This window comes from Plantactinospora sp. KBS50, assembly GCF_002285795.1.
In the GTDB taxonomy this organism is placed as follows: Bacteria; Actinomycetota; Actinomycetes; order Mycobacteriales; family Micromonosporaceae; genus KBS50.
The window spans coordinates 2843193-2862299 of sequence record NZ_CP022961.1; the positions used below are offsets into that span (position 1 = coordinate 2843193).

The following is a 19107-nucleotide window of genomic DNA, read 5'->3' on the forward strand; positions in this document are numbered from 1 at the left end:
CGGTGCCCGCGGCATGGACGGGCGTCCGGCCCGCCGGGTGGCGTTGCACGGGGGTCGACGGGCCGGCAGGCGATCCGGAAGGTTCTCGTCCGGATCCGGGGCTAGCCTGCCGGGCATGGCTGATTTTTCTGACGCCGATCTCCGCGGCGCCCGGTTCGACTCGGTCGACCTGACCGACGCGCGGCTGCGCAACGTCGACCTGACCGGTGCCCGGTTCCAGGCGGTCGATCTGAGCGGGGTCGTCATGCGCGGTGTCGACCTGATCGATGTCGACATCCAGGGCGAGGTCCGGAACCTGTCGATCAACGGCGTGGACGTGGCGCCGCTGGTGGAGGCCGAGCTGGACCGGCGCCATCCGGACCGGGTCCGGATGCGCCCCACCGACCCGGCCGGCTTCCGCGAGGCGTGGGACCTGGTCGAACGGCTGTGGCACGGCACCGTGGAGCGGGCCGGCCGGCTGCGCCCGGAGCTGTTGCACGAGTCGGTCAACGGCGAGTGGTCGTTCATCGAGACGCTGCGTCACCTGGCGTTCGCCACCGACGCCTGGATCCGGCGCGGGATCCTCGGCGATCCGGCGCCGTGGCATCCGCTGGACCTGCCGTGGGACGAGATGCCGGACACCGCGGGCGTGCCGCGGGACCGCGCGGCCCGGCCCTCGCTGGACACGGCGCTCGCGCTGCGCCACGACCGGATGGCCACGGTGCGTTCGGTGGTCGACGGGCTGACCGACGAGTCGCTGGCCGGGCACACCGAGCCGGTCGACGCGCCGGGCTGGCCGCCGCCGCGCAGCTTCCCGGTCCGGGACTGCCTGCTGACCATCCTGAACGAGGAGTGGCAGCACCGGCTGTACGCCGAACGGGACCTGGCGATCCTGGTGCAGACGCGGGCGGACGCCGTTCAGCCGTGAGCCGAGGCCGTGCTCAGACATCGCCGGCCCGCGCGACGGGCGGCCCGGCGGCGGCCTGCGCCGGGCACCCTCCCGGCGCGATTCCGGCGAACAGGTCCGCCACCGTGTGCGGGCCGACCTCCGGTGCCGGGGTGTCGCTGTGCCGGGCGACGGTGGCCAGCACGTGCCGCCGCGCGGGTTCGGCCAGCCCGTCGTACACGGTGGCGAACAGTTCCCGGGCGCGTTCCCGCAGCCAGCCGGCGGGCATCAGGTGCATCGGCAGCCGGGGATCCAGCGCGACGAACTGCCGGTAGGTCTCCATCACCTCGGTGCGGACCCGCAGCGCCTCCGGGCCGCCGACCGCGCCGGCGCGGATGCGCGCCGGCAGCGGGCTCCAGCGGTCCACGAAGGACGCGTAGTGTTCGCCGATCCCGGCCAGGTCCCAGGCGTCGAGCGGATCCCGGCCGGCGACGCCGGCCAGCCCGACGGCGCGGGCGCGGAACACGGTGAGCGCGCCGCGGCTGATCCCGCCGAGGGTCGCGGCGGTGGCCTCGGGCTGGCCCTGCGGGACACCCACACCCCGTCGTACAGCGGCGCGTAGCCGAGCCAGCGGAGCTGGGCGCGCAGCGCCCGGCGTTCGGCGTCGCCCTCGGTGGGCAGCGAGAAGATGACGAGCATCCAGGTGCCGTCCCAGGACTCGGCCTGGGCGGCGAACCGGACCACCGACCGGCCGCCCACCGCGAGCGCCACGGCGGCCGGCTCGGTCAGCCGGTAGAAGGTGCTCCGGCCGCGGCGACCGCTTTCCAGTACGCCCCGGCGGGCCAGCCGGCTGATCGCGGTGCGGGCGCCGCCGCGCGTCACGTCGGACTCGCTCAGCAGCGCCACGATGGCCGCCGACGGCAGCCAGGCCCGGGTCCGCAGGCTGTAGTCGGCCAGCAGCGTCACGGCGAGACCCTGCGGCGATCCGCCGCTCTGCCGGCGGGGGAGCCGGACCGGGTCGACGGCGACGTCCGGGAGTATCTCGTCGAGATCGAAGGGGCGCACCAGCAGGCGTCTCCGGAGTCGGCGGCGGGCGATTCCGGCGCGCGGTGCCGCCGGGCGGGTGACGCCAACTCTAGTGCGAGCGAGCCGCCGGAATCGCAAGGCATCGATCGATATTGATTGACAGTTTTTCGGCCTGTCGGGATACTAAGCGACATATATCGATGTGGACGATGGCCGGTGCGGGTGCGCCACCGTCCCGGCTCGGACAGGGGAGTGAACGAGATGAGGAGCATCCGTACGGTGCTCGCCGGCCTCTCGGTGGCGCTGGCCGTCGGCGGCGTGTCCGTGCTGGCGCCGGTGCTGACCGGTCCGGCCGCCGCCGCCTCGCTGGTCGAGGTGACCAACTTCGGCAACAACCCGGGTGGCATGCGGATGCACGTGTACGTGCCGGACGGCCGCCCCGCCAACCCGGCCATCGTGGTGGCCATGCACGGCTGCGGCGGCTCGGGTCCCGGCTTCTACTCCGGCAGCGAGTTCGCGGCCCTCGCCGACCGGTACGGATACCTCGTGATCTACCCGACCGCCACCCAGCAGGCCGGCTTCGGCAACTGCTTCGACACCTGGTCGGACGCGGCCAAGCGGCGCGGCGGCGGCAGCGACCCGGTCTCGATCGCGTCCATGGTGAGCTACGCCGAGCAGCAGTACGGCGGCGACCCGAACCGGATCTACGCCACGGGAAGCTCCTCCGGCGGCATGATGACCAACGAGATGCTCGCGCTCTACCCGGACGTGTTCCGGGCCGGGGCGGCGTTCATGGGCGTGCCGTTCAACTGCTTCGCCAGCGCCGCGGACTACCCGCCGGGCAGCAGCCAGTGCACCGGCGGAAGCATGAACCGCACCCCGCAGCAGTGGGGCGACGCGGTCCGCCAGGCCTACCCGGGGTACACCGGCCCGCGCCCCCGGGTGCAGCTCTGGCACGGCACCGCCGACACGCTGGTGCCGTACTCGCTGCTGGCCGAGGAGATCGAGCAGTGGACGAACGTGTTCGGGCTCAGCCAGACGCCGACCGCCACGGACACCCCGCAGTCCGGCTGGAGCCGCCGCCGGTACGCCGACGGCGCGGGAACGGTCCAGGTCGAGGCGTACAGCATCGCCGGCGCCGGGCACAGCCTGCCGATGACCGGCATGGCCGCGCAGGCCGTCACGTTCTTCGGGCTGACCACCACCCCGACGACCCCGCCGCCCAGCACGCCGCCACCCACGACGCCGCCGCCCAGCACCCCGCCGCCGACGACGCCGCCGCCCAGCACCCCGCCGCCGACGACGCCCCCGCCCAGTACGCCGCCGCCGGCCGGCGCCTGTAGCGCGAGCTACCGGACCACCAGCTCGTGGCCCGGCGGATTCCAGGGCGAGGTCACGGTGACCGCGGGCGGCTCGGCGATCAGCGGCTGGACCGTGCAGTGGAGCCTCGGCGCCGGGCAGAGCATCACCCAGCTCTGGAACGGCACGCTGAGCACCAGCGGCTCGTCGGTCTCGGTGCGCAACGTGGCCTACAACGGTTCGATCCCGGCCGGCGGCTCCACGACCTTCGGCTTCCTCGGCAGCGGCACGCCGACCAGCCCGACGCCGAGCTGCACCAGCCCCTGACCCGGGCGCCGCGACCGCACCCGGCGCGGCCACGTACCCACGGCGACCGCGGTCAGCGCGGTCGCCACCCACGGCGGACCCACGACCGCGCGGACCCCGCGCCGGTCGTGGGTCCGCCGCCGCATGATCCGGTACGCATTCACGGACGTCTTCGGCTGCCGGCGACGTACGTCGATGACCTGCCATCCACGATCGACGGTCCACCGTGGAAACGTCCAATTCAGTGCCGTGAAACTTCGGCGAAATCGAAATTCGCCAGGCTTACCGTACCGATCAACAGACCGGCACAGGTGAAGCCACCGGACCGGACCGGTGTTCTCCGCAGGCCGACCACGAGACGGCCCACGGAAGTTGACCCACTCCGGACCGGCCGATCCCCTCCGCGGTGCACGGCGACGTCCCGACCGCGGTCCGCGTGTTGCCCCTCGTGCCCGGCATTCATCGTCGCATCCGGCACTCGAAATCGGCATCGCCGCCGAATCCTGACATCTGCGCTTCCCGAACAACCAGGGAGGTTTCATGTACCGGATCCGCGAAATTCGTGTTGCCGCCTGCGCGCTCCTGCTCGTTGCGGCGACGGCGCTCACCGGCTGTGGCAGCAAGACCGGCGACAAGGAGTCCTCGGCCGCGGCCGTGGCCGACACCTCCGGCGACTCCGTCAAGATCGGACTGCTCAACTCGCTGTCCGGAACGATGGCGATCAGCGAGGTCACCGTGCGGGACTCGCTGCTGCTGGCCGTCGACGAGATCAACGCCGCGGGCGGCGTGCTCGGCAAGAAGCTGGTGCCGGTCAGCCAGGACGGCGCCTCGGACTGGCCGACCTTCGCCGAGAAGGCCGAACTGCTGATCAAGCAGGAGAAGGTCGCGGCCGTCTTCGGCTGCTGGACCTCGGCCAGCCGCAAGGCGGTCAAGCCGGTCTTCGAGAAGAACAAGGCGCTGCTGTTCTACCCCGTGCAGTACGAGGGCCTGGAGCAGTCGCCGTACATCTTCTACACCGGCGCCACCACCAACCAGCAGATCGTGCCGGCGCTGGACTACCTGAAGGCGCAGGGCAAGACGTCGGTCTACCTGGTCGGTAGCGACTACGTCTTCCCGCGTACCGCAAACAAGATCATCAAGGCGTACGCCGCGGCGAACGGGATGACCGTGCTCGGCGAGGACTACGCGCCACTGGGCTCCACCGAGTTCGGCACGATCGTCAACAAGGTCAAGGCGGCCAAGGCCGCGGCCGTGTTCAACACCCTCAACGGCGACAGCAACGTGGCCTTCTTCAAGGAGTACAAGTCCGCCGGCCTCACCGCGGCCGGGATGCCGGTGGTGTCGGTGTCGATCGCCGAGGAGGAGGTCAAGAGCATCGGCACGCAGTACCTGGAGAACCAGCTCACCGCCTGGGACTACTACCAGACCACGCCGGGCGCGGCGAACGACAAGTTCGTGGCCGCGTACAAGGCGAAGTACGGCGCGGACAAGCCGACCAGCGACCCGATGGAGGCCGCGTACGTCTCGGTGTACCTGTGGAAGGCGATGGTCGAGAAGGCCGGCTCGTTCGACGTGGAGAAGGTCAAGGCCGCCTCCGACGGGATCACCTTCGAGGCACCGGAGGGCGAGGTCACGGTGGACGGGGCGACCCAGCACATCTACAAGACCGCGCGGATCGGCAAGGTCGGCGCGGACGGCCTGATCACCGAGGTGTGGAACTCCGGCGAGCCGATCAAGCCGGACCCGTACCTGAAGGGCTACTCCTGGGCGACCGGGCTGTCCTGACCATGGTCATCGTCAGCCAGCTCTTCACCGGAATCAGTATCGGGGCGGTGCTGCTGCTCATCGCGCTCGGCCTCGCCCTGACCTTCGGCCAGATGAACGTCATCAACATGGCGCACGGTGAGTTCATCATGGCCGGGGCGTACACCGTGTACGTGCTGCAGAAGACGATCGCCGGCGCCGGGATCTCGCTGCTGGTGGCACTTCCGGTCGCCTTCGCGGTGGCCGGCGGGATGGGCGTACTGCTGGAACTGCTGCTGATCCGCCGGCTGTACGCCCGGCCGCTGGACACCCTGCTGGTCACCTGGGGTGTCTCGCTGATGCTCCAGCAACTGGCCCGGGACATCTTCGGCGCGCCGAACGTGCAGACCCGGGCGCCCGAGGTGCTCACCGGGCACGTCCGGATCGCCGGGGACCTGGTGCTGGCCACGAACCGGCTGTTCATCCTGGCCCTGGCGGTGCTCGCGGTGGTGGCGCTGACGCTGGTGCTGCGGTACACCCCGCTCGGTCGGCGGATCCGCGCCGTGGTGCAGAACCGCGACCTGGCGGCGGTGTCCGGGGTGCCGACCGGGCGGGTGGACCGGCTGACCTTCTTCATCGGGTCCGGGCTGGCCGGCGTGGCCGGCGTGGCGCTGACGCTGCTCGGCCCGATCGGGCCGACCATGGGCACCAACATCATCATCGACGCGTTCCTCGTGGTGGTGGCCGGCGGCATCGGCTACCTGCGCGGCAGCGTGCTGGTGGCGTTCCTGCTGGGCGTGTTGCAGGCGATGCTGGAGTACACCACCACGGTCAGCGTCGCCCGGGTCGGCGTCTTCATCGCGATCGTCGCCTTCCTCCAGTGGCGCCCCCAGGGGCTGCTCACGATGCGTACCCGGAGCCTGGCGTGAGGCCGCGGCTGGTCACCGGCGCCGGCTTCGCCGCGGCCGCGCTGCTGCTGTTCGCGGTGGCCCCGGTGGCCCTGTCGGACTTCCGGCTGAACCTGCTGGCCAAGTACCTGTGCGTGGCCATGGTGGCGATCGGCATCGGGCTGGCCTGGGGCCGGGGCGGCATGCTCACCCTCGGCCAGGGGTGTTCTTCGGGCTCGGCGGCTACGCGATGGCCATGCATCTCAAGCTCGCCGACGCGGGTCCGGGCAACCTGCCGGACTTCATGCAACTGTACGGGCAGCTCGACGCGCTGCCCTGGTGGTGGCGCCCGTTCGCGAGCCCCTGGTTCGCGGTGCCGGCCACCGTCGTGCTGCCGATGCTGGTGGCCCTGCTGCTGGGCACGCTGGTGTTCCGCCGCCGGGTCCGCGGCGCGTACTTCGCGCTGCTGTCCCAGGCCCTCGCGGCGGCGCTGGCCATCTTCCTGGTCGGCCAGCAGGGCACCACCGGCGGCACCAACGGGCTGACCGACTTCGAGGGCTTCTTCGGGTACGACCTGGATGACCCGGTCAATCAGCGGATGGTCTACTTCGTCATCGCCGCCGCGCTGCTGGCGCTGCTCGCGCTGGCCCGGCAGCTCATCCGCAGCCGGTACGGCGAACTGCTGGTGGCGGTGCGCGACGCCGAGGAGCGGGTGCGTTTCCTGGGCTACAACCCGGCCAACGTCAAGCTGATGGCGTACGTGGTCGCGGCCGGGATGGCCGGGCTCGCCGGCGCGCTGTTCGTGCCGGCGGTCGGGATCATCAACCCGGCGCTGATCGGCATCGTGCCCTCCATCGAGTTCGTCATCGGGGTGGCGGTGGGCGGCCGGGCCACCCTGCTCGGTCCGGTGCTCGGCGCGGTCGCCGTGGCCTGGGCCCGCACCGCGCTCTCCGAACAGTTCCCGGCCGCCTGGACGTACCTGCAGGGGTTGCTGTTCGTGCTCGTGGTGGCGTTCCTGCCGGGCGGGCTCGCGGCGCTCGGCCACGGCCTGCGCAACCGCAACCGGTCCGCCCCCGGGGACGCGTCCCCGCCGGCGCCGGCCCCGGTCGGACCGGCCCCGGCGGACGCGGCCCCGACACCGGCCCCGACGGCACTGGCCGAGGAGGCGACCGCCTGATGGACACGCAGACCGCGGCCGGACTGTGCATCCGGGACCTGCGGGTCGTCTTCGAGGGATTCGTCGCGCTGAGCGGCGTCGACCTGGACGTGCGGGCCGGGGACATCCGGTTCCTCATCGGACCGAACGGTGCCGGCAAGACCACGCTCGTCGACGCCGTCACCGGCCTGGTCCGGGCCGGCGGGTCGGTGCGCTTCGACGACACCGAACTGCTCGGCCGGCCGGTGCACCGGATCGCCCGGCTCGGCGTCGGGCGCACGTTCCAGACCTCGACGGTGTTCGAGCAGCTGAGCGTGCTGCAGAACCTCGACATCGCCGCCGGAGCCGGCCGGCGGGCGCTGAGCCTGCTGCGCCGGCGCCGGGACGTGCCCCCGCCGGTGGCGCAGGCGCTGGAGACCATCGGGCTGGCCGGGCTGCGGGACCGGCCGGCCGGCGTGCTGTCGCACGGCCAGAAGCAGTGGCTGGAGATCGGCATGCTGCTCGTGCAGGACGTCCGGCTGCTGCTGCTGGACGAGCCGGTGGCCGGGATGAGCCAGGACGAGCGGGACCGCACCGGCGAACTGCTCGGGGTGGTGGCCCGGGACCGCACCGTGCTGGTCATCGAGCATGACATGGACTTCCTGCGCCGGTACGCGCACACGGTGACCGTGATGCACGAGGGGAAGGTGCTCTCCGAGGGCACGGTGGCGCAGGTCCAGGCCGATCCCCGGGTCCAGGAGGTCTACCTCGGCCACGGCGGCGCGGAGCGCGGCGAACCGCTGGCCCGGACGGAGGCGTGATGCTGGAACTGGAGGGCATCGAATCCGGCTACCGGCGCAGCATCGTGCTGCACGGCGTGTCGGTGTCCGTGCCGCCCGACGGCGTGGCCGCGGTGCTCGGGCACAACGGCGCCGGCAAGAGCACCCTGCTGCGCACGGCCATCGGCCTGCTGAAGCCGCGCGCCGGCACGGTCCGGCTGGACGGCGAGGACATCACCGGGCTGGCCCCGCACCGGCGGGTGGCCCGCGGCATGGCGTACGTGCCGCAGGGCCAGCAGTGCTTCCCGCACCTGACCGCGGGGGAGAACCTGCAACTCGTGGCCGACGGCCGGCCGGCCGGGCGGGCGGCGCTGGCCGAGGCGCTGGACCTGTTCCCGGCGCTGACCACGCTGCTGCACCGGCGGGCCGGGCTGCTCTCCGGCGGGCAGCGCCAGCAGTTGGCCATCGCCCGCGCGTTGATCACCCGGCCGACCGTGCTGCTGCTGGACGAGCCGACCGAGGGGATCCAGCCGACCGTGGTGGCCCAGATCGAACGCGCCATCCTCACGCTGGCCGGCCGGGGCATGTCGATCCTGCTGGTCGAGCAGCACGTCGGCTTCGCGCTCACCGCGGCACAGCGGTACGTGGTGCTGGCCGCCGGCCGGGTCGGCTCGTCCGGCGACGGCGGTGCCGAGGCGTTGGGCACGGTCCGCCGGGCCCTGACGGTGTGAGCGGGAGGCCGCCATGTTCCTCACCCCGCACGAGCAGGACCGGCTGCTCATCCACGTGGCCGCGGACGTGGCGCGGCGCCGCCGCGAACGCGGGCTGCGGCTGAACTATCCCGAGGCGGTGGCGATCCTCACCGCGTACCTGCTGGAGGGCGCCCGGGACGGGCGCAGCGTGGTGGACCTCATGGACGCCGGCCGCGGCGTGCTGACCCGGGCCGACGTGCTCGACGGCGTACCCGAGATGCTGAAGGAGGTGCAGGTGGAGGCGACCTTCCCGGACGGGACCAAGCTGGTGACGGTGCACCACCCCATCCCGTGATCCCGGGTGAGGTCCTGCTCGCCGACGGCGACGTGGAGATCAACCCGGGCCGGGCGGTCACCACGCTCACCGTGACCAACACCGCCGACCGGCCGGTGCAGGTGGGCTCGCACTACCACTTCGCCGAGGCCAACCCCGGGCTGTCGTTCGACCGGGCGGCGGCCTGGGGACTGCGGCTGGCCGTACCCGCGGGCACCGCCGTCCGGTTCGAACCCGGGGTGAGCCGGGCGGTCGAGCTGGTGCCGCTGGCCGGCCGCCGGGTGGTGGCCGGGCTGCGGGCACGTTGCGGCGGGCCGCTGGACGCCGCGGCCGGGCGGTCCCGATGAGCTTCGTCGACCGGTCGCGGTACGCGGCGCTGTACGGCCCGACCACCGGGGACCGGATCCGGCTGGCCGACACCAACCTGCTGATCGAGATCGAGACGGACCACTGCGCGGGCGGCGAGGAGGTGGTCTTCGGCGGCGGCAAGGTGATCCGCGAGTCGATGGGACAGTCCCGGGCCACCCGGGCCGACGGCACCCCGGACACCGTGATCACCGGCGCCGTCGTGCTGGACCACTGGGGCGTGGTCAAGGCGGACGTGGGCATCCGGGACGGCCGCATCGTGGCGCTGGGCAAGGCCGGGAACCCGGACATCATGGACGGTGTGCACCCCGACCTGGTCATCGGGCCGGGCACCGAGGTCATCGCCGGCAACAACCGGATCCTCACCGCCGGCGCGGTCGACACGCACGTGCACTTCATCTGCCCGCAACTGGTCGCCGAGGCGCTGGCCGGCGGCGTCACCACGCTGGTCGGCGGCGGTGTCGGGCCGGCCGAGAGCAGCAAGGCCACCACGGTCACGGCAAACGCCTGGCACCTGGCCCGGATGCACGAGGCGCTGGACACCTTCCCGGTCAACGTGCTGCTGCTCGGCAAGGGCAACACGGTGGCCACCGAGGCGCTGTGGGAACAGTTGCGGGCCGGCGCGGGCGGCTTCAAGCTGCACGAGGACTGGGGAACCACGCCCGCGGCCATCGACGCCTGCCTGCGGGTGGCCGACGCCTCCGGCGTGCAGGTGTCCATCCACACCGACACGCTGAACGAGGCGGGTTTCGTCCAGGACACGCTGAAGGCGATCAACGGCCGGGCCATCCACTCGTACCACACCGAGGGGGCCGGCGGCGGGCACGCGCCGGACATCATCACCGTGGCCAGCCACCCCAACGTGCTGCCGTCCTCGACCAACCCCACCCGGCCGTACACCCGCAACACCCTGGCCGAGCACCTGGACATGCTGATGGTCTGCCACCACCTGTCCCCGGCGGTGCCCGAGGACCTGGCGTTCGCCGAGAGCCGCATCCGGCCGTCCACCATGGCCGCCGAGGACCTGCTGCACGACCTCGGCGCGATCTCCATCATCGGCTCCGACTCGCAGGCCATGGGCCGCATCGGCGAGGTCGTGCTGCGGACCTGGCAGACCGCGCACGTGATGAAGGCCCGGGTCGGCGCGCTGCCCGGGGACGGCCGGGCCGACAACCACCGGGCCCGGCGGTACGTCGCCAAGTACACCATCTGCGCGGCCATGGCCAACGGGTTGGAGGAGCACGTCGGCTCGGTCGAGCCCGGCAAGCTGGCCGATCTGGTGCTGTGGAACCCGGCGTTCTTCGGGGTGCGTCCGGATCTGGTGGTCAAGGGCGGGATGATCGCCTGGGCGCAGATGGGCGACGCGAACGCGTCCATCCCCACCCCGCAGCCCACGCTGCCGCGGCCGATGTTCGGCGCCTACGGGGTGGCGCCGGCGGCCACCAGCCTGGCGTTCGTGGCGCCGGCCGCGCTGGAGGCGGGGCTGCGCCTGGACGTGCGCCGCCCGCTCGTCCCGGTCGGCAACGTCCGCTCCCGGGGCAAGGCCGACCTGCCGGAGAACGGTGCCCTGCCGCGCATCGAGGTCGAGCCGGACACCTTCACGGTGCGCGTGAACGGCACCGTGGTCGAGCCGGATCCGGTGGACGAGCTGCCGATGGCCCAGCGCTACTTCCTGTTCTGATGGACGCTCCCGCGGTCCCGGCGGACCCCGCCGCGCCGGCCGTTGCCGCACCGGCCGCTGCCGCGCCGGCGGATCCGGCGCTCCCGGCGGGCGCGGCACCCGCGGATCCGGCGCTCCCGGCGGGCGTGACCACGCTGCTGTTGCTGGCCGACGGGCGGTTCCCGGCCGGCGGCCACGCGCACTCCGCCGGCCTGGAGGCCGCCGTCGCCGCCGGCCGGGTGACCGGCCTCCCCGAACTGGCGGCCTTCCTGCGCGGCCGGCTGGCCACCGCCGGCCCGGTCACCGCCGCGTTCGCCGCCGCCGCGTACGCCAGGTCTGCCGGTCCCGGGCTCCAGCGCGCCGCCGGGCTGGCCGAACTGGACGCCGAACTCGACGCGCGCACCGCCGCTCCCGCGCTCCGGCTGGCCTCCCGCCGGCAGGGCCGGGCGCTGCTGCGGGCCGGCCGGGCCACCTGGGGCGGTGCCGGCTTCGACGCCGCGCCGCGGCACCCCGACGGATGCCACCAGCCGATCGCGCTGGGCCTCACCGGGCACGCCGCCGGGCTCAGCGTCGCGCAGACCGCGCTGGTCGGCGCGTACGGGGTGCTCACCGGCCCGGCCAGCGCCGCGGTCCGGCTGCTCGGGCTCGACCCGTACCGGACCCAGGCGCTGCTGTCCGGCCTGGCCGGCGCCTGCGACGAGGTGGCCCGCGCCGCCGCCGCGGCGGCCGACCGACCGGCCGCCGACCTGCCCGCCGGCAGCGCGCCGCTGGCCGACATCCACGCCGAAGTCCACGCGAGCTGGGAGGTGCGTCTCTTTGCATCCTGACCTTGTCACCCACGACGATCCGCCGGTCCCGCACAGCCATCCGCACCCGGACGTCGACCCGCACGAGCCGCCCCCACCGGCGGCCCGGGCGCTGCGGGTCGGGATCGGCGGCCCGGTCGGATCCGGCAAGACCGCCCTGGTGGCCGCGCTGTGCCGGGCGCTCGGCGGGCAACTGCGGCTCGGGGTGGTCACCAACGACATCTACACGACCGAGGACGCGGACTTCCTCAAACGCAACGGGGTGCTGCCGGCCGACCGGATCCGGGCGGTGGAGACCGGATGCTGTCCGCACACCGCCATCCGGGACGACATCTCGGCCAACCTGGACGCCATCGACGAGCTGGAGTCCACGCTCGGTCCGCTGGACCTCGTCCTGGTGGAGAGCGGCGGGGACAACCTGACGGCCACCTTCAGCCGGGGTCTGGTCGACCGGCAGATCTTCGTGGTGGACGTGGCCGGCGGCGACAAGGTGCCCCGCAAGGGCGGGCCGGGGGTGACCACCGCCGACCTGCTGGTGATCAACAAGACCGACCTGGCCCCGCTGGTCGGCGCGGACCTGTCGGTGATGGACCGCGACGCCCGGGCGCGCCGGGGCGACCTGCCCACGGTCTTCCTGTCGCTGACCGGGGATCCGCGGGCGACGCCGGTCGCCGACTGGATCCGGCGGCTGCGCGCCGCGCACGAGCCGGGGATGGCGGCGGAGGCCCGCTGATGCGGGCCCGCGCCCGGGTGGTTGCCGAGGCCGACGGCCGCGGTGGAACTCGACTGACCCGGATGCGCGGCGAGACGCCGCTGCTGCTGCGGCGTACCGGTCCGGCCGGCGGCCCGGCGACGGTGCACCTGGTCGGCGGCGCCGCCGGCCCGCTCGGCGGCGACGACCTGCGGCTGGACCTGGAGGTGGGTCCGGGCGCCACGCTCTGCCTCGGCACGGTCGCCGCCTCGGTGGCGCTGCCGGCCCGCTCGGGCGCCGGCTCCCGGTTCACCGTCCGCGCCACCGTGGCCGGCGGCGGCACCCTGCACTGGCTGCCGGAGCAGACGGTGGCCGCGGCCCGCTGCCGGCACCGCACCGACGCCACCGTCGAGCTGGCCGAGTCGGCGACCCTGCTGTGGCGGGACGAGCTGGTCTGCGGCCGGCACGCGGAGCCGGCCGGCGAGGTGGAGGTGAGCACCCGGGTGCGGTACGCGGACCGGCCGCTGCTGCACCAGACCCTCGCCGTGGGTGGCGCGCCCGGCTGGGACGGTCCGGCCGTGCTCGGCGGGGCGAAGGCGACCGGCTCGCTGCTGCGGGTCGGCCCGGACGCGGCAACCGCACCGCGGGTGATCGCCCCCACCGCGGTCCGGGTGCCGCTGACCGGCCCGGCCTGCCTGGTGGTGGCCACCGCCGACAGCGCCCACCTGCTGCGCGGGTACCTGAGCGGGGCCGCCGGACCGGAGTGCGGGCCGCGCTGCTCGGGCTGACCGGCGACCGGCCCGCGCCGCGCCCGGATGGCTACGGGCCGCGCCGCGGGCCGCGACCCGGCGGCCGCCGCCCGTCGGCCGCCGGGAGCCGCGCCCCCCCCGATCACTGCGGGCCGCGACCCCCCCCGATCACTGCGGGCCGCGGCCCGCCGGTCGGCCGGTGAGCAGGGCGAGGGTGTCGTCCAGGTAGCGGCGCGCGGCGGACAGCCGCGGATGGGGGTCTCCCGCGCCGCAGTACTCGACGGCCACCGCCGGACACGTCCCGGCCGCCAGCAGCGCGGCCAGCCAGCGGTAGTTGTCGACCACCCCGTTCGCCGCGTCCACGGTGAAGTCGGCGACACCCTCGCGGGCCAGACAGTTCTTCAGGTGGAAGTAGGTCGGACCGCCGCCCAGCAGCGCCAACTCGGCCGGATCGTCCGGCGCCAGGGGTACGGCGTTTGCCGGGTCCAGCGTCACCGTCACGTTCCGGCGGTCGATCAGCGACAGCAACCGGGCCGCCGCCGGCACCGTGTCGTGCACCGTGTTCGGGTGCACCTCGATCCCGATCCGGACTCCCACCGCGGCGGCCTCGTCGGCCAGCCCGCGGTAGGCCGCGGCGACCACCGCGTAGTCCTCGTCCGTGGCCATCGCGCTGCCGTTCTTGCGCCAGTCGCGGTCCCACAGTCGCGGCTCCTGCACCAGCCAACCGGCCGAGCCGTTGACCATCGGTACGCCGTGCCGGCCGCACGCCTCGATCGCCCGCCGGACCCAGTCCACCGTCTCCGGCAGCCCGATGAACTCGCCCCAGTACCCGAGGCAGTACACGCTGGTGCCGGCGTCCCGGGCCTGCGCCAGCGCCGCCCCCAGGTCCCGGGTGGCGTCGGACAGGTCCAGGTGGCAGGCGGCGAGTTCCACCGCCGGCCACCGGCCGGCCCGGGCCACCGCGAAGACGTGTTCCCGGGGTAGCCGCGCAGCGAGTAGCTGTGCAGTACCGGAAGCACCGGGCCGGCCGCCGGCACCGGCGGGGTCGGCGTGCCACCCACCGGGTAGCCGTTCACCGGACGGCCGTTCACCGGGACGCCACCAGCGCGGCGGCGCCGACGGTGATCGGGGCGGTCCCGGCGCGGGCCGCCGCGGTACGCCGCACGGCGTACAGGATCTCCAGGTCGGTGAGGCCGCGGGCCAGGCTCAGCTCGCCCGGCACCGGGGCGCCGCCGGCCGCGGCCAGCAGCGACCGGTACTGGCTGGCGTACGGGTCGACCGGCACCAGGTCCGGCCGGTGCCAACCGGTCGCCGTGCAGTAGTCGACGGTGCCGCCGCCGTTCATCGCCCAGCCGCCGGTGACCTGGAGGACCCCCGCGTCGCCGACCACCGTGTAGCCGGACACCTCGGCCGAGGCCGGCTGCTGGTCGAACGCGAACGAGGTCTCGAAGTGCAGGTAGCGCCGTTCGTCGAACCAGAGCGTCGCCTGGGCGTACACCTCGGTGCGCTCCGGGTCGTCGACCGGGTACGCGTTGGCCTGGCAGCGCACCGGCTCGGCCCCGAACAGGTCGACCGCGGTGAGCACCGGGTAGATGCCCAGGTCGGCGAGGCAACCGAGGCCGCCCTGGCTGCGTCGGGACCGCCAGTCGTACTTGCGCCAGCCCAGCCGGGACCCGACCATCGAGACCGGCGTACCGATGGCGCCCTCGGCCACCAGCCGCCGGGCCGCCACGTAGGCCGCGTTGTGTTTGGCCATGTAGCCGATCAGCGCCGGGGTCCCCGTCTCGGCCGCGCAGGCGACGATCCGAGCGCCCGATGCGACGCTGTCTGCCAGCGGCTTGTCCACGATGGTCGGCAGGCCCATCCGTAGCGCCCGGCAGGCGTACTGCTCGTGCAGGTGGTTCGGGGTGGCCACGTGCACCGCGTCCAGCGGGGTGTCGAAGAACCGCTCGGCGTCGGAGCCGAGCACGGCCCCGGGCGCCAGGTCCGCGATGGACGCCAGCGCCGCCGGGTCCGGATCGAGTACCGCGGCGAGCCGCGCCTCCGGCATGGACAGCAGCGCCGGCGCGAGCCCGATGCGGGTGAGGGCGCCGGCTCCTACGATGCCGATCTGGAAGACCATGACCTGCTCCGTTCGATGGAGGTTGACGACACGCCGGGGGTGGCGACCGCGGGCTGGCGGGCGCCGTAGAGGAAGCTGTGGTCCGCGCTGCCGGCCACGTTGCCGGCGAGGTGACCCAGCAGCGAGTCGAGGCCGTCGCGCAGTCCGGACCAGTCCCGCCCGGCGAGCGCGGGCAGGTCCGGACGGGGGTCCGCGGTGCGGCCGGCGCCCCGGGCGTGCCGCCACAGGACGCGCCCCAGCCGCGGCAGCCCGTCCCGGACCGGCCCGGCGTCCGGTCCGAACAGGCCCTGCGCCGCGGCCGGGTTGCCGGCGACCGCGGTGAGCATGCGGTAGCCGAGCAGCACCTCGGCCGGGTTGATCAGGAATCCGGTGGCCGGTCCCCAGTCCAGCCGCTCGTGCCGCCACCGCCCGTCCCGCCAGGACAGCACGTGCACGCCGGGCGGGACCAGGCCGGCCCGGGCCAGCGCGCCGGCGAGCCAGGCGTGGTCGAAGCCCCACGCGTACTGCTGGATCCGGGTCGACCCCGGGGCGTCCCGGGCCTCGTCGGCGACCTGCGCGGCCGGCACCGACCAGAGCTGGCCGAGCCGGGACAGCGCGGCCATCGCGAGCATGTCCTCGCTGCTGCCGTACGGGGTGCCCGGGAAGAACAGCGGCAGGTTGGCCAGCACCGGTGCCTGGCGGACCAGCAGGCCCACCGTGCGCCCGGTGACCAGGCTGCCGTGGCTGGTGACCGAGAGCAGGTCGTACCGGCCGTCCCGGATCGGACCCGGCAGCCGGTGCGGCGTCGCCGCCCGGACCGCTGGAGCGCCGGCCGCCGCCGTCCCGGCGGTCGGTGGGCGGCCGGCCAGCCAGTGCCCGGGATCGGCCACCGGCACCACCCGGGGGCAGGCCGCGATCGCCGCCGGCCGGTCCCGCAGCGCGGCAACCAGCGCCGGCAGCGCGTCGGGGGCCAGCACCGTGTCGTCGTCCAGGAAGAGCAGGAACTCCCGGCGTACCGGATGGGTGTCCGGCAGCGCCGCCAGCGCGGCCAGCCCGGCGTTGCGGGCGGCTGCCGTGGTGTACCGCCGGCGCGGCCCCGGCTCGGCGCCGGCCGCCCCTGTCTGAGCGGTCCCGGCGTGTCCGGCCGCTGCCTGCCCGGTCCCGACCTGCCCGGCCGGGGCGTCGACCACCAGGTGCGGGCGGCCGGTCGCCGACAGCAGCGCGGTGAGCTGCGCCCGGGCGGGCGCGCAGAGCCCGTTGTCGACGATGACGAACGTCGCGTCCGCCGCCGGCACGCTGTGCAGGCAGCGGCGCAGCCGGGTGGAGCGGTCGCCGCCCGTCGGCGTGTAGGTGGGGATCAGCACCGTGACCCCCGGCCGGGCCGCGTCCGCCGGCAGCCGGAGCGCCCCGTCCGGGTCCGGCCGGCGCAGCAGCTCGAAGTAGCCGTCCATCACTGGTACCGGCTGATGAAGCCGCGGCGCTGGAAGGTGCGCAGCATCGCGCCGGCGAACGCGAGACCGATGGCGATGAAGATGGCGGTGGCGACCGCCGCCACCCCGATCTCGGCCCACGGTGTCGGCCCGCCGGTCATCACCGCCCGCGCGGCGTCGAACGTGTACCGCGGTGGCAGGATCGCCGACACCGGCCGCAGCACCGCCGGCAGCACCGAGGTCGGGTACAGCGCGCCGGACAGCGGCAGCACCACGAACAGCAACCCCCAGACCAGCGCCTCGGCGGCCGACCCGAAGTACAGCACCAGCCCGATCACGATCATCGCCAGCGCCCACCCGTTGAGCAGCAGCAGCGCCAGCACCGGGATCACCGACGGGCCGATCACCGACACGTCGAAGCCGTACAGCGTGACGGCCGCGACGGTGACCGCGGTGACCCCGATGGCCACCTTCACCATCCCCTGCAGGGCGGTGCCGAACAGCCACTCCAGCGGTCGCAGCGGGGTGGTGAGCAGGCTGGGCAGGTGTCGCGACCAGGTCTCCTCGTTGAAGCCGGCGGAGACCGCGATCTGCGCCTGGTAGACCACGTGCCACATGATGATTCCGGCGATCACGGTGAGCGCGGTGCGCGCCGAACCGGCCGGGGCGCGCTGCATGAACAGCGCGATGGAGCCGTACAGCACGGTGTCCACCACCGGCCAGACCGCCATGTCGAACAGCCGCGGCGGATTGCGCAGGGTGACGTAGATGTGCCGGCTCGCCACCGCGAGGGTCCGCCGCAGCGACGACGCGGGCACGGTGAGGGCCGTCGGGATACTCATTCCGATCACACTCCGGTGTTCGCGGGGTTGGCGTTCAGGTGCAGGTAGACGTCCTCCAGGTTGGTCTGGCCGAGCCGGGCGGCGATCCGCTCGGTGGTGTCGTCGGCCACCACCCGGCCGGCGGCGATGAACACCACCCGCTGCGCCAGCCGCTCCACCTCGGTCATGTTGTGGCTGGTCACCAGCAGCGCCGTGTTGTGCTGCTCGCACTGCTCGAACAGCCGGGTCCGCACCCGCAGCGCCACGTCCGGGTCGAGGGACGCGGTCGGCTCGTCGAGCACGATCAGCGCCGGCCGGTGCATGGTGGCCTTCACGATGCCCACCACCGTGCGCTGACCGCTGGACAGCTCGGTGCCCATCGACCGGGCCAGGTGCTCCACGCCGTAGTGCCGCAGCCCGGCCTGGGCGACGGCCTTCGGGTCGGGGCAGCCGTACAGCTTGCCGTACAGGGTCAGGTACTCGATGACCCGCAGGTGGGTGGGGAGCGGCAGGTATCCCGCCGCGTACCCGACCCGGTCCAGCACCGCGCGCCGGCCGCCCGGGGTGCCGCGGCCGAGCAGTTCGATGGTGCCGTCGTCGGGCAGCACGGCGCCCAGGCACGACATGAGCGTGGTGGTCTTGCCGGCGCCGTTGGGGCCGACTAGCGCCACCCGCTCACCGGGTCCGACCTGGAAGTCGATGCCGTCGACCGCGGTGTGTCTGCGGTAGCGCTTGCGCAGCCCTCGGACCCGCAGTACCGGTTGGTCCGCCATTACCGGTCTCCTCTCGATGCGACGTGCTCGGGTGCGGTCAGGCCGGCCAGCAGGGCGCCGACCGCCGCGAGGGTGGGCCGCCGGGCGTGCGCGCCGGTCAGCTCGTCGGGCCGGTGGGTGCTCGACAGCGCGACCACCAGGCAGCCGGCGGTCCTGGCCGCGGCGATGCCCGCCGGTGCGTCCTCGACCACCACGCACCGGTGCGGGGCGACGCCGAGCCGCGCGGCGCCGGCCAGGTACGGATCCGGGTGGGGCTTGCCGCGCGGCACGTCCTCGCCGTACACGGCCACCGCCGGCAGCGGCAGCCCGGCCGCGGTGAGGCAGCGGTGGGCGAACCAGCGGGTGCCGGAGGTGACCAGCGCCCACGGCACGCGCAGGCCGGCGAGCAGCCGCGCGGCGCCGTCGATCGGCCGCACCCGGTCGATGCGCTCGCGCACCAGCCGGTCCAGCTCCCGGCGCTGCTCGTCCGGGTCCAGGTGCGGGGCCACCGCGTGCAGCGTGTCGGCGCTGCGCCGGCCGTGGCTGGTCGCGACGACGGCGGCAGGTTCGAGGCCGTTGCGGACCGCCCAGGTACGCCACACGCCGGTCAGCAGCGCGGTGGAGTCCAGCAGCACCCCGTCCATGTCCAGCAGCACGGCGTCCAC

20 protein-coding genes and 2 pseudogenes are annotated in these 19107 nt (G+C 74.1%); 13 read left to right on the top strand and 9 right to left on the bottom strand.

The features are described 5' to 3' along the window. The first annotated feature begins 115 nt into the window (after nucleotides 1-115). Entirely contained in the window at nucleotides 116-907 is a 792-nt protein-coding gene (locus tag CIK06_RS12580) for a DinB family protein (protein ID WP_095564988.1), read from the top strand. A 13-nt stretch (nucleotides 908-920) separates the two neighbouring features. Here CIK06_RS12580 and CIK06_RS30950 read toward each other — a convergent pair whose 3' ends face one another. The 3 genes and pseudogenes from CIK06_RS30950 to CIK06_RS32410 all read right to left on the bottom strand — a co-directional run. Next, on the bottom strand, nucleotides 921-1463 hold the full coding sequence (locus tag CIK06_RS30950; protein WP_232534179.1) for a PaaX family transcriptional regulator C-terminal domain-containing protein: 543 nt from the start codon (nucleotides 1461-1463) through the stop codon (nucleotides 921-923). A gap of 44 nt (nucleotides 1464-1507) precedes the next feature. Next, a pseudogene (locus CIK06_RS32405) lies at nucleotides 1508-1564 on the bottom strand (hypothetical protein); the annotation flags it as partial. A 141-nt stretch (nucleotides 1565-1705) separates the two neighbouring features. Then, nucleotides 1706-1930 (bottom strand): annotated as a pseudogene (locus CIK06_RS32410) (PaaX family transcriptional regulator); the annotation flags it as partial. Nucleotides 1931-2152: 222 nt separating this feature from the next. Here CIK06_RS32410 and CIK06_RS12590 point away from each other — a divergent pair. The 12 genes from CIK06_RS12590 (at nucleotide 2153) to CIK06_RS12645 (ending at nucleotide 13377) form a co-directional block, all read left to right on the top strand. Continuing rightward, a complete protein-coding gene (locus CIK06_RS12590; protein WP_095567770.1) occupies nucleotides 2153-3517 on the top strand; it encodes a PHB depolymerase family esterase in 1365 nt (454 codons plus the stop codon). Nucleotides 3518-4036: 519 nt separating this feature from the next. Further along, the gene (urtA, locus tag CIK06_RS12595; RefSeq protein WP_095564989.1) at nucleotides 4037-5281 is read left to right on the top strand and encodes an urea ABC transporter substrate-binding protein; all 1245 of its coding nucleotides are present in this window, start codon (nucleotides 4037-4039) and stop codon (nucleotides 5279-5281) included. Between the two features lie 2 nt (nucleotides 5282-5283). Then, nucleotides 5284-6168, top strand: coding sequence for an urea ABC transporter permease subunit UrtB (gene urtB, locus CIK06_RS12600; protein WP_095564990.1), 885 nt, complete (start codon nucleotides 5284-5286; stop codon nucleotides 6166-6168). A gap of 181 nt (nucleotides 6169-6349) precedes the next feature. Then, on the top strand, nucleotides 6350-7303 hold the full coding sequence (gene urtC / locus CIK06_RS12605) for an urea ABC transporter permease subunit UrtC (protein ID WP_232534180.1): 954 nt from the start codon (nucleotides 6350-6352) through the stop codon (nucleotides 7301-7303). Further along, a complete protein-coding gene (urtD, locus tag CIK06_RS12610) occupies nucleotides 7303-8082 on the top strand; it encodes an urea ABC transporter ATP-binding protein UrtD (protein ID WP_095564991.1) in 780 nt (259 codons plus the stop codon). The genes urtC and urtD overlap by 1 nt, the downstream gene beginning before the upstream one ends. Continuing rightward, nucleotides 8082-8771: an ATP-binding cassette domain-containing protein gene (locus tag CIK06_RS12615; RefSeq protein ID WP_095564992.1), complete on the top strand. Its 690-nt coding sequence runs from the start codon at nucleotides 8082-8084 to the stop codon at nucleotides 8769-8771. The genes urtD and CIK06_RS12615 overlap by 1 nt, the downstream gene beginning before the upstream one ends. A 13-nt stretch (nucleotides 8772-8784) precedes the next feature. Next, nucleotides 8785-9087 (top strand): urease subunit gamma, encoded by a 303-nt coding sequence (locus tag CIK06_RS12620; RefSeq protein ID WP_095564993.1) that lies wholly within the window; start codon nucleotides 8785-8787, stop codon nucleotides 9085-9087. After that, the gene (locus CIK06_RS12625; protein ID WP_095564994.1) at nucleotides 9084-9413 is read left to right on the top strand and encodes an urease subunit beta; all 330 of its coding nucleotides are present in this window, start codon (nucleotides 9084-9086) and stop codon (nucleotides 9411-9413) included. Before CIK06_RS12620 ends, CIK06_RS12625 begins: the two co-directional genes overlap by 4 nt. Further along, the gene (locus CIK06_RS12630; protein WP_095567771.1) at nucleotides 9410-11113 is read left to right on the top strand and encodes an urease subunit alpha; all 1704 of its coding nucleotides are present in this window, start codon (nucleotides 9410-9412) and stop codon (nucleotides 11111-11113) included. Before CIK06_RS12625 ends, CIK06_RS12630 begins: the two co-directional genes overlap by 4 nt. Then, complete coding sequence (locus CIK06_RS12635; RefSeq protein ID WP_095564995.1) at nucleotides 11113-11919, top strand: urease accessory protein UreF; 807 nt, start codon at nucleotides 11113-11115, stop codon at nucleotides 11917-11919. Before CIK06_RS12630 ends, CIK06_RS12635 begins: the two co-directional genes overlap by 1 nt. Then, nucleotides 11909-12631, top strand: coding sequence for an urease accessory protein UreG (gene ureG / locus CIK06_RS12640; RefSeq protein ID WP_095564996.1), 723 nt, complete (start codon nucleotides 11909-11911; stop codon nucleotides 12629-12631). Before CIK06_RS12635 ends, ureG begins: the two co-directional genes overlap by 11 nt. Beyond that, nucleotides 12631-13377, top strand: coding sequence for an urease accessory protein UreD (locus CIK06_RS12645; protein ID WP_095564997.1), 747 nt, complete (start codon nucleotides 12631-12633; stop codon nucleotides 13375-13377). Before ureG ends, CIK06_RS12645 begins: the two co-directional genes overlap by 1 nt. 129 nt (nucleotides 13378-13506) lie before the next feature. Here CIK06_RS12645 and CIK06_RS12650 read toward each other — a convergent pair whose 3' ends face one another. The 6 genes from CIK06_RS12650 to CIK06_RS12675 form a co-directional block, all read right to left on the bottom strand. Then, nucleotides 13507-14271, bottom strand: a complete 765-nt coding sequence (locus CIK06_RS12650; RefSeq protein WP_157756731.1) for a sugar phosphate isomerase/epimerase — start codon at nucleotides 14269-14271, stop codon at nucleotides 13507-13509. Between the two features lie 154 nt (nucleotides 14272-14425). Then, nucleotides 14426-15460, bottom strand: coding sequence for a Gfo/Idh/MocA family protein (locus CIK06_RS12655; RefSeq protein WP_095564999.1), 1035 nt, complete (start codon nucleotides 15458-15460; stop codon nucleotides 14426-14428). Further along, entirely contained in the window at nucleotides 15436-16890 is a 1455-nt protein-coding gene (locus tag CIK06_RS12660) for a glycosyltransferase (protein WP_095565000.1), read from the bottom strand. Before CIK06_RS12660 ends, CIK06_RS12655 begins: the two co-directional genes overlap by 25 nt. Continuing rightward, the gene (locus CIK06_RS12665; protein ID WP_095565001.1) at nucleotides 16890-17711 is read right to left on the bottom strand and encodes an ABC transporter permease; all 822 of its coding nucleotides are present in this window, start codon (nucleotides 17709-17711) and stop codon (nucleotides 16890-16892) included. Before CIK06_RS12665 ends, CIK06_RS12660 begins: the two co-directional genes overlap by 1 nt. A 5-nt stretch (nucleotides 17712-17716) precedes the next feature. Continuing rightward, nucleotides 17717-18463: an ABC transporter ATP-binding protein gene (locus CIK06_RS12670; protein ID WP_095565002.1), complete on the bottom strand. Its 747-nt coding sequence runs from the start codon at nucleotides 18461-18463 to the stop codon at nucleotides 17717-17719. Beyond that, nucleotides 18463-19107 (bottom strand): HAD-IA family hydrolase, encoded by a 645-nt coding sequence (locus CIK06_RS12675; protein ID WP_198348225.1) that lies wholly within the window; start codon nucleotides 19105-19107, stop codon nucleotides 18463-18465. Before CIK06_RS12675 ends, CIK06_RS12670 begins: the two co-directional genes overlap by 1 nt.